Raw genomic sequence first — 10,340 nt, forward strand, 5'->3', positions numbered from 1 at the left:
CTGCAGTACAAACGCAGCGAGGAGGCATTAATTGAAACGATTCGAAAGTTTAAATTACTTGGTATCTCATTTAAATTTGACGTTGCAGCAAGCGTTAGATGCGCGCCTCAAGCGATATGAGTTAGATATTAAGCTATGGCCAGTATTGTTTACCCTGTGGCAAGAAGAAGGCTTGAGTCAAACAGAACTGTCTAAACGATGTGATGTAGCTAATTACACCATGACGCGGTTACTTGATCAGTTGCAAGTGCAAGGGTTCGTCACTCGCCACCAAGAAGCCGATAATCGGCGCGCATTTCAAATTTATTTAACCGACAACGGTAAAGCCTTAGAGCATGACCTCATCCATGAAGCAGAATGGGTCAATGAGCAATTTTTGGAGCAACTGACCTATACTGAGCAACAAGAGTTAATGCGTTTGTTAAATAAAATCAACAAAACATGCTAAAATCTCAACGTTTTCAATTATAATAATACATTAATAATCAATAAATATTGAAAATGGAATAGCCAATCATGGTTGATGAAAATAGTATTATTGCTGAAACAGAACGTTTAATTTTGCGTCCTTTTACAATTTCTGATGTGCCTAGCCTTTTTTTACTGAATAGTATTCCAGAAATTCTTACCTATATTCCTGCAGAGCCAATGACTCAAGAGTCGCAAGCGGTAGATATTTTTGAAAATGTGATTACTGCAGACTATCAACTACATGGGTTTGGCCGCTGGGCGGTACATCATAAAGCAGATAATAAGGTCATTGGTTTTTGTGGGCCTAAATATTTACCTGAGTTTGATAAGGTAGAATTGGGTTACCGTTACTTACCAGAGTATTGGAAAAAGGGAATTGGTTATGAAGCGGCACAAGCTGCAATTAACACATTCAAGCCATCATATGGAATTGAACTTGCTATAGCATTAATTTTGCACGGAAATGTTGGCTCAGAAGCGGTAGCTAAAAAGGTGGGAATGTCAGTCTTTGAACAGAGCGAGTATTATGGTCATAAAGTGCATGTTTATCAGCGCGATTTATAAATACCATTGATGATAATTTTAGATACAAAAAAACCAGCTATGTTAGCTGGTTTTTATTTTGCTTGATGCAATAGTGTACTAATCTTAATATTCTAGCTTTCTGAGCAATAGCATTAACTATTCGTCTGCGTGGTCGCAAGTATCATTGGTACAATGGCCGTAAAGGTACAAGCTGTGGTGAGTTAATTTAATATTATGACGCATCGCAATTTCATCCTGGCGACGTTCAATAACATCATCAGAGAACTCGATAACTTTGTCACAGGTTAAGCACACTAAATGGTCGTGGTGCTTTTGAGTCGACATTTCAAATACCGCTTTACCCGACTCAAAATGGTGACGGTTAAGAATACCCGCATCATCAAATTGGTTAAGCACGCGGTAAACAGTGGCTAAACCTATTTCTTCACCAACTTCGAGTAATCGCTTGTACAAGTCTTCTGCACTGATGTGTTGATTTTCAGGGTTTTGCATTAGCTCTAGAATTTTAACTCTTGGCAGGGTAATTTTTAAACCGGCTTTTTTAAGCGCTTGATTTCCATCTGTCATTGCTAATCTCTTGATTGCAGAACCAATCGGTTCATCCGTGGGTAATTAATTCATTATATGTGTTGAATCGGAAAACTTAAACCTCTTAAACTGCTTAATCGACTTATTAGCCCAAAAATCGTCGTTATTAACGACGCTTAGTAAATAATTAGCTTATTTGTGACAGTAGGCTTACTTATACTAAGGGATTATTGCCATTAATGGTCTTTGGATTAACATTAGAAAATATGTTTTATTTAGTCTATTGAAATAAATAAAGCTAAAAATGATTGAAGTTAGTTGCAGGTTAAACCCTGCTATTGATAGTGTAAGCTTGATTATTTAGCCTGCTATTTGGCTGGCAGCGGCAGAGCTAATTCATTATATAACCTAAAAATACACCCTAATAATAAAAAGGAACCACCATGTACCGGAATATTGTCGTGTTAACCGGCGCAGGCATTTCTGCAGAGTCAGGTATTCGCACTTTTCGTGATCAAGATGGTTTATGGGAGCAGCATCACATAGAAGACGTGGCGACACCTGAAGGCTATGCGAAAGATATTGCATTAGTTGAGCGATTTTATAATAACCGTTGGACACAATTACACTCAGGTGAAGTATGTGAAAATTTGGCTCATATTGCCTTGGCCAAGTTAGAGGCTGAGTTTAAGGGCAATCTACTGGTCATCACCCAAAATGTAGACGACTTGCATGAACGTGCTGGTTCAAGACGTTTATTGCATATGCACGGGGAATTATCCAAAGGTCGATGCCCTAAATCACTGCAAACATTTATTTTGCGCGAACCCTTTGGTCCCGACAATTGCTGTACCTGCTGTATTCCTGCAATGCGTTTACGGCCACATATTGTCTGGTTTGGTGAAATGCCTTTCGGAATGGACCGAATACATGATGCACTCGACCGCTGCGACCTATTTATCGCTATCGGCACTTCCGGTACGGTTTATCCTGCAGCAGGTTTTGTTGATAGCGCTAATCATCATGGCGCGCAAACCGTTGAGGTTAATCTTGTTGCCCCCGACAGACATAGTCAATTCCAATACCATTTTACCGGTAAAGCAGGGGACATTATGCCCCAGCTAGTGGACAATATTTTACAGGGTAAAACCATTGGTAGTGAGTCAACATAGTCATGTGTACCAATTCCGTAGATATTAAGTCAATAGATTCTGAAACAATAGATAATGAGTCCGTGAGCACTGAGCACACATGCATTGATGGTGAGTTATCCCATAGGCTAGCTATCATTATGCGTGGCTTACCCGGAAGTGGTAAATCCCATTGGATAGAACAATTCATTCAATCGCAACCTTTATCTGTTGCGTTGCAAATTAAGCAATATGGTTATTTCTCAACCGATAGTTTATTTGTTGTTGAGGGGCTGTATCAATTTGATATCAGTAAATTATCTGAATATCATCAAATTAATTTAAGCTTATTCATTGAGGCCTTATCAAGAGGTGAACCCATAGTGATATGTGATAATACCAATGTGTGTCATTGGGAATATATCGCTTATAAAACTGCTGCTGTCGCTTTAGGGTATAAGGTGAAAATTGTTATAGCTGGTGACCCAAAATCAGAGTCGCATCAACTCCTGTGCGCACAGCGAAACAAGCATAATGTTCCTTTGAAGCATATTCAAAGAATGGGAAGAATATTTGAAATATAGTAACAACAGATTATATTAGCCAGACTAACCTGTTGTTATTGTATTATAAATTGTGTTGTTTTTGTGATTTAGATATTATTTAAAAATACATCTGACGTATTTGTGCATTGAAAATTTAATCGTTTTACATTTTCTTCTCAAGAATGTGTACACTTGATTGTAGTTGATTCCACATTCTACATCGAAGTGAAACACTCCATCAATTAAGCCGGAATCCAGCTGGAAAATAACATTGCTACCAAATACGCAATTTATATTGGTCAGGGTAAAGCGCTATATTATTATCTAAAACAGATAGTAATATTTTACCAATACATCCTTTGTAATTACTTGTTTAGCAATTGCATCCTTTTGGGGGTGTGGTTTTGTGTCTATTCTCATGTTTATGTTCTGAAACTTTTTTAGATGTTGTTTTTTATTATTTGTTGCTGCAACATATTGGGGTAAATTTATTTTACTAGGTAGTTAGTTTACATACCTATTGATAATATTAAGGGATTAACCTGCACTTATGGATAAGAGTAAAGTACCAAATCAACCAATTGATGATAAAACTTTTGTTGCTGGAATAACCCAACCGAAAAAGGTTAATAATGAAGTAAAGTTAATTGGAAAGTGTTTTAAACAACGCTACCTAATCGAGACTAAAATTGGTCATGGTGGTATGAGTGACATATATCGTGCTAAAGATCTTTATCTGGAATCACTCAAGATCCCTGAGCCTTATGTGGCAATTAAGGTATTGTTATCACAATTTTCTAATGTTGAGGAAGCCCAACAAGTCTTAATTAAAGAGTCAGTCCAGACTCAGCAGCTCTCGCATCCTAATATTATTCGTGTCTATGATGTTGATACCGATGATGGTTATCATTTTATGGTAATGGAATGGTTAGATGGTGAAACATTAGAGCAAGTTATTAAACGGTCTAAACCATTAGGCATTAACTTTAACGGTACAATAAAATTAGTTGAACAAATTGCTTCAGCTCTCTCATATGCCCATCAGCAAGGTATTGTTCATACAGATTTAAAACCTTCAAATGTATTTTTAACTCGTCAAGGTAATATCAAAATATTTGACTTTGGAGTTGCCAAAAGTTTTCAACACAATGTAGACCAATATGCACTTGCTGAAACAGACCATGACTCATCTTTAACTGGATACACTCCTGCGTATGCTAGTTTTGAACAGTTAGCTGGCGAAGACGCTTGTGCCGCAGATGATATTTTTGCTTTTTCATGTATTGTTTATGAGCTGCTAACAAGTAAACATCCTTACCAAAGAGTCGCTGCTAACGAAATCGAATTAACTAAAACTAAGCTGATTAAACCAAAACATATCAGTTTAGGCTTATGGTTGACTTTGAAAAAAGGTCTGGCTATTAAAAAAGCGCAAAGAGTGGATTCGGTAAAGAATATAATTGATAAATTTCAAAGCAAAAGCTGGCCTATCACCACAGCTGTTGCTTCGGTATTAGCGCTCACGATAATTGGAGTACTTGTTCAGCTTAGTCATAAACAAGAAATTTTAGCTTTACAAAGCAGACTAGTGCAGAGCACTCAAGCGCAAAACGATATACAAGCCTATGAATTCTTACCAGCATCTTCAGTTTTAGCCCGCATTGAAGAGATCCCTTCCGACAAACTATTAATTCGAAATGGCTTATTGAGAAAGCATCAGAAATCAATATTAGATACTCTTGAACAACAAATTGAATCACTCCCTAAGAGCAGTAATGGATTATATCAAGACTACAAAAAAATAGAATCAATGATAAGTAATGTGTCTAGTTATTACCCTGATTCGGTTCGTTTATTACAAATTAGTAATCAAGCGCAACGTAGTAAGCAATCTGTTATAGATTCATTGTCAGAACGATTAACCGTGTTGTTATCACAGTCTCGATATAATGAAGAGGGTGATAATAATATTCAAACTATTATAGAAGGCTTAGCGTTTATTGAACCTGAATATCAATATAGCCCAAGTGAAGCTGATTTTAATTTATATTCACAAGCATTTGCTACAGCTTTAAAGTCTCATAATGTTAAACAACTAAATACATTAATTATTACCGGTGAGGTTATATTTTCGAATCAACCTTTAGCTAAACCTCTTATTGAATATGGATCGGAGTTACGGGTAGCTGTTAGAAAACTAAGTGATTACAACGATGCTAAAGCCAAGGGGCTTGTTGTTGATTATCCTTACTCTGCTGCTGAAGTTTATTATCGCGATACTTTTAATAAACTCACCATACGATTAGATAGCATCAATGAACCAAAAACCTTACATGCTTTTGATCAAGAAGTGCGAGATTTAGCGACTAATTTACCTGAGGATTTTGAACCATTATTAACACTTGATAAGCGTTTAGCAGCCTCGTTTTTACGCCAAGCAAACATATTTTTAGATAAACAATATTTGAAAACCGCTCGTGAATTATTTGCCAGAGGTAATGAAATGTACGAACGCTTGAATGGTGTACAGCGGTTATAAATGTCAACAGATGGTAAGTTTAACCTTGTAGAGTATGGGTGACGTAGAAAAAATGGAATTAACTTTAGAAATTGTCAGTTATCACCGATTATCTCCCGAACAGATAACAACCAAAAATGTTATGCAATCTTTAACTATGGGGCGAGCAGAAACCTGTGATTGGTATTTACCTGATCCTGAAAAAGTTGTGTCAGGAACACATGCTCGCATTTCTAGGCGTGAAGATGGTTTTTATATTGAAGATTTATCGACCAATGGACTGTTTGTAAATAGAGCTGTCGATGCTCTTGGTGCAAAAGCATTACACAGAATTGACCATCAAGATTTATTCACTTTTGGTGACTATGAGGTTAGCGCTGCTCTTGTTTCTAATAATAAAATAATCAGTAAGCCATTAAATAACGCTGACATGAACCAGATAAACAATTTGGCCGTTTCGTCGAATAATTTGCAGGCGAATTTAAATGTAACTCAAAAGCAGCAATCTCCGAGCATTAATGAACCCTCGGGCAACGGAGTGACAGGTTTTGATGCACACAGGCTTTTGAATCAATCAAGTCAAAAAACAGCACTTTTCTCAGATATTAATGCAGACTTACAGGACCATTTTCAACCGCCTAGCTCAAGCATACCGGAAGAATGGGATAAAGATTTTTTTGGGCCGTCAGATGCAAATGTTATTGAGTCGCCGAAAGGACAAGCTCAAACACAACCTGTGAGAGAGTCTGTTCCAGCCTATGATTTTAACTCTTCAGCGAATCAGCCTTCGCAAAACAATACCACTCAAGCCGCTTTACAGGCGAATTCTTTGACTCAAGCTTTTTTTAAAGGGCTGGGTGTTGATGAGCAAAATTATACCAAATTCTTGAATGAAACATTGATGTTGGAGCTAGGGCAAAGCATGCACCTAATGTTAACTGGTTTAATGGATTCATTGCGACAACGCTCTCAATTAAAAATGGAGTTTAGAATTAACCACACTACTTTTCAGCAAAGAGAAAATAATCCGTTAAAGTTTTCGGCCAACATCGATGATGTTTTTCGAAATTTATTTCTTAGTAAAAGTGCAAGTTTTTTGTCCTCACAGCAAGCAATTATTGAAGCCTTTAATGATGCCAGAAAACACGATATAGCACTGACATCAGGCACTATAGGTGCACTTCAAGGTTTATTAAACCAATTAGCACCAGAGCTTATTGAGCAAAAAAGTCAAAGCCAGTCTTTTGCCGATATGTTGCCAGGACAGAAGCAAAGTCGACAGTGGAAAGTATATAAAAGCTTACATCAAGATTTGAAAAATGAATTTATGCAAGACAAACATGCTGCATTGTCAGATGATTTTGTTAAAGCCTATGACAATAAACTTAAGTTATTATAAATAGTTGGAGACGACTCAATGAACCTTAAATCAAGTATTTATCACATTTTCATCGTTAGCTTGTTGCTTGTTAATACTGGCTGTAAAACCATCAATGCAGTAGTGCCAGCCTCTACAGATATTACTTTTCAAGCCAGTGCAGATATTAATCCTGACATTAATCTTCGTCCGTCGCCTGTAGTGGTAAAAATATTCGAGTTATCTTCCAGAACAATCTTTGATACTCAAGACTTTTTTACCTTATATGAAGATGCAGAAGCAGTGTTGGGACCCGACTTAATCCGTAAAGATGAATTGGAGTTGCAGCCTTCAGAAATCAGAGAGTACCCAATGAGTTTGGGTCATAACACTCGCTATGTTGGTGTGGTTGTCGCTTATAGAGATATTGATTCCTCGCGTTGGCGATCTGTTGTTGCTGTAGATCCGACAGGGTATGATAATTTCATCATTAATATTGAGCAAATAGCTGTATATAGCAAAGAAGATTAGTCACTTAAGCAAGCATATTCAAAGTTTGAATATCAGTAGTAGACGTTAATAATAGGGAAGTTATGAGCGATTTTAGCCCAATAGCATGGACCGAAGGGATGTTTTTACGCCCTCAACATATGCAGCAACAAGAGCGTTTTTTACAGTATCAACAAACACGTGTTGTTAATAAACTGAATCCATTTGCCTGGGGGGTGACAAGTGTAGACATTAACTACAGTTTGTTGCCTTTAGGGCAGTTTGGCTTAGACCGTATTGAATGTATGTTTCAAGATCATTCGTTAGCGCTTATGCCTGAACAAAGCCCATTACCTAAAGTGATTACTGTGCCAGCGGGTACCCTTGATCAACTTATTTATATTGTACTGCCTGTCACAAAAAGCAATGGTTTAAATATTTCATCAATTGAGCAAAATCAAATCACCCGTTATATTTTTGATGATCATAATATTGTCGACACCAGCGCGGGTTCTGATGCGATGGAGGTATTACAAGTAGCAAAGCTCGATTGTAGACTTAAATTACAAAGTGAAGATCGCTCCGGATATGTTTCTATTGCCGTTGCCAGAGTAGTTGACGTGTCTGATGAAGGTGTCGTCAGGCTCGATAAGAAGTTTATTCCTGCCTGTACGGGCATTGAGCACATTAAAGCACTAAAGAATATTAATTCTGAAGTGAATGGAATGATCCATCAGCGTGCAGATGCAATAGCGGCTAGGTTAAACCAATCTCAGGGTACATCAAGTTCCATAGCTGACTTTTTAATGCTGCAATTGCTAAATCGATATCAACCTATTTTTGAACATTATTCTGTTGCTAGCTATATCCATCCTGAAAAATTATTTTGTGCATTAATCGCCTTTGCCGGTGAGTTATCCACCTTTAGTAGCGCAGATAAACGGTCACCGAAATTCCCTATATATCAACATGATAATTTAACTTATGTATTTAGTAATACTATGGTTATCGTCAATCATGGGTTAAGCAGTGTATTAGAGCAAAGTGCGACTGAATTAAGTTTAGAAAAGACTAAGTTTGGTGTTTATTTCTCGATGATTGCTGATAAAGGTATGTTGGATAATTCTGAGTTCATTTTGGCAGTTAAAGCCAATGTACCAAATGATGAGTTACGTCAGCGTTTACCTTCACAGATTAAAATTGGCTCGGTAGAAAGTATTCGTGAATTAGTTAACAACCAGCTTCCCGGGATCGGAATTACCAACCTTCCTGTTGCACCAAGACAAGTACCTTACCATGCTGGTTATCATTATTTCCAACTTGATAAAAATAATAGTCATTGGATAAAACTTAAATCAAGTGGTGGCGTAGCCATACATATCTCAGGTGCTTATCCTGATTTACAAATTGAGCTATGGGCAGTTAGCTTATAACAAACACAATATAAAAGGACGTTAGTTGTGAACGATAAAACGATTGTTAAGCCTCGGCCAGGGAAAAGGGCGGGGATGGCAAGCAGCAAACCAAAAATTGATGATGATAATCAAAAAACCTTAATTCAAGAGCAAAGGTTTGAGAATCGAGGTCAACGTGCCGTGCTTAGTCTTGCTCAAAATCCAATTGTTGATTTTGCAGGTACACTGCTGTCTATTTGTACTCAATTAAAAGCCAGTACACAGCATGATGATGTCGATACTTTACGAGTGCATTGCGTTGAATTAATTAAAAATTATGAACAACAGTTACGTAATGCTGACGTCGCGTCAGACGACATTAAGTCTGCTCGCTATTGCATATGTTGCTTTATTGATGAAGTGGTACTGAATACTCCTTGGGGAGAACAAAGTTACTGGGCATCAGATAGTTTATTGTCAACGTTTCATAATGAAACTTTAGGAGGGGAGTATTTCTTTACTCTTTTAGATACTTCATTAGTTCACTCAAATGAAAAGTCCAACCTACTTGAATTGATGTATCTATGTCTGACTCTTGGTTTTGTTGGCAAAATGCGTGTTGAGCATCAGGGTGATCAAAAATTAGAAGCATTTCGCGAACGTATATACCTAGCGATTCAATCAACAAAGGATGAAGTTCACCGCGAACTTTCTCCCAGTTGGCGTCAAAATATAGCGTCTCATCTTACCTTTCAACATCCTTTTCCATTATGGGTTATAGGGGTATTATTTGGTGTTTTGTTACTGTTTATCTATATGGGATTCAGTTACAGCATTAATGATTATTCTTCGCAAGCATACAAGCAGCTAACATCGGTAGTACCTTGGCAACAAGCTGAGGAAGAGCAGCAAATAAGCCGTGATGAGGCTCTCCTATTGCAGCAACTATTACAAACAGAGATCTCCAAAAATATACTTGAAGTTGAGCAACTAAATGATCGGGTGCGGATCAGGATTAGTGCTGGTGAGTTGTTCTCCTCAGGCAATACCCAGCCACGTTCAGATTTTGAAGCGATTTTAGCCAAAATTGCGCGCACGCTCGAAAGTACCTCAGGTAAGATTTTAATTACCGGACACACTGATGATGAAGCGATTTTTACTTCTAAATATCCTTCAAATTGGCACTTGTCACTTGCCAGAGCAACTTCTATCGGTGACGTACTTGCTCAGAGTGCATCATTGCGTGGTCGTATTTGGCCTGAAGGACGAGGTGAGTCTGAACCTAGAGTTGCTAACGATAGTGATTTGAACCGCACTCTTAATCGACGTATCGAAATAGACTTATTATTCTAGCATTACACG

At 37.6% G+C, this 10,340-nt stretch carries 10 protein-coding genes; 9 read left to right on the forward strand and 1 reads right to left on the reverse strand.

The annotated features are described in order from the left end of the window. Nucleotides 1-31: 31 nt before the first annotated feature. Nucleotides 32-448, forward strand: a complete 417-nt coding sequence (locus FJ709_RS07895; RefSeq protein WP_226415202.1) for a MarR family winged helix-turn-helix transcriptional regulator — start codon at nucleotides 32-34, stop codon at nucleotides 446-448. 86 nt (nucleotides 449-534) lie between these two features. Beyond that, complete coding sequence (locus FJ709_RS07900) at nucleotides 535-1,035, forward strand: GNAT family N-acetyltransferase (protein ID WP_226415893.1); 501 nt, start codon at nucleotides 535-537, stop codon at nucleotides 1,033-1,035. A 117-nt stretch (nucleotides 1,036-1,152) separates the two neighbouring features. Here FJ709_RS07900 and fur read toward each other — a convergent pair whose 3' ends face one another. Continuing rightward, the gene (gene fur, locus FJ709_RS07905; RefSeq protein ID WP_226415204.1) at nucleotides 1,153-1,584 is read right to left on the reverse strand and encodes a ferric iron uptake transcriptional regulator; all 432 of its coding nucleotides are present in this window, start codon (nucleotides 1,582-1,584) and stop codon (nucleotides 1,153-1,155) included. 404 nt (nucleotides 1,585-1,988) lie between these two features. Between fur and cobB the strand changes: the two genes are divergently transcribed. The 7 genes from cobB to tssL all read left to right on the forward strand — a co-directional run bounded on the left by cobB (nucleotide 1,989) and on the right by tssL (nucleotide 10,331). Then, complete coding sequence (cobB, locus tag FJ709_RS07910) at nucleotides 1,989-2,717, forward strand: Sir2 family NAD+-dependent deacetylase (protein WP_226415206.1); 729 nt, start codon at nucleotides 1,989-1,991, stop codon at nucleotides 2,715-2,717. Between the two features lie 119 nt (nucleotides 2,718-2,836). Next, entirely contained in the window at nucleotides 2,837-3,259 is a 423-nt protein-coding gene (locus FJ709_RS07915; RefSeq protein WP_226415894.1) for an AAA family ATPase, read from the forward strand. Nucleotides 3,260-3,770: 511 nt separating this feature from the next. After that, nucleotides 3,771-5,759, forward strand: coding sequence for a serine/threonine-protein kinase (locus tag FJ709_RS07920; RefSeq protein WP_226415208.1), 1,989 nt, complete (start codon nucleotides 3,771-3,773; stop codon nucleotides 5,757-5,759). A gap of 52 nt (nucleotides 5,760-5,811) precedes the next feature. Further along, the gene (tagH, locus tag FJ709_RS07925) at nucleotides 5,812-7,137 is read left to right on the forward strand and encodes a type VI secretion system-associated FHA domain protein TagH (RefSeq protein WP_226415210.1); all 1,326 of its coding nucleotides are present in this window, start codon (nucleotides 5,812-5,814) and stop codon (nucleotides 7,135-7,137) included. 18 nt (nucleotides 7,138-7,155) lie between these two features. Then, a complete protein-coding gene (gene tssJ / locus FJ709_RS07930; protein ID WP_226415212.1) occupies nucleotides 7,156-7,626 on the forward strand; it encodes a type VI secretion system lipoprotein TssJ in 471 nt (156 codons plus the stop codon). Nucleotides 7,627-7,688: 62 nt separating this feature from the next. Continuing rightward, complete coding sequence (tssK, locus tag FJ709_RS07935) at nucleotides 7,689-9,017, forward strand: type VI secretion system baseplate subunit TssK (RefSeq protein ID WP_226415214.1); 1,329 nt, start codon at nucleotides 7,689-7,691, stop codon at nucleotides 9,015-9,017. Nucleotides 9,018-9,092: 75 nt separating this feature from the next. Continuing rightward, complete coding sequence (tssL, locus tag FJ709_RS07940) at nucleotides 9,093-10,331, forward strand: type VI secretion system protein TssL, long form (protein ID WP_226415216.1); 1,239 nt, start codon at nucleotides 9,093-9,095, stop codon at nucleotides 10,329-10,331. Nucleotides 10,332-10,340 lie beyond the last annotated feature (9 nt).

Origin of the sequence: Shewanella glacialimarina, from assembly GCF_020511155.1 — a bacterium.
GTDB lineage: Bacteria > Pseudomonadota > Gammaproteobacteria > Enterobacterales > Shewanellaceae > Shewanella > Shewanella glacialimarina.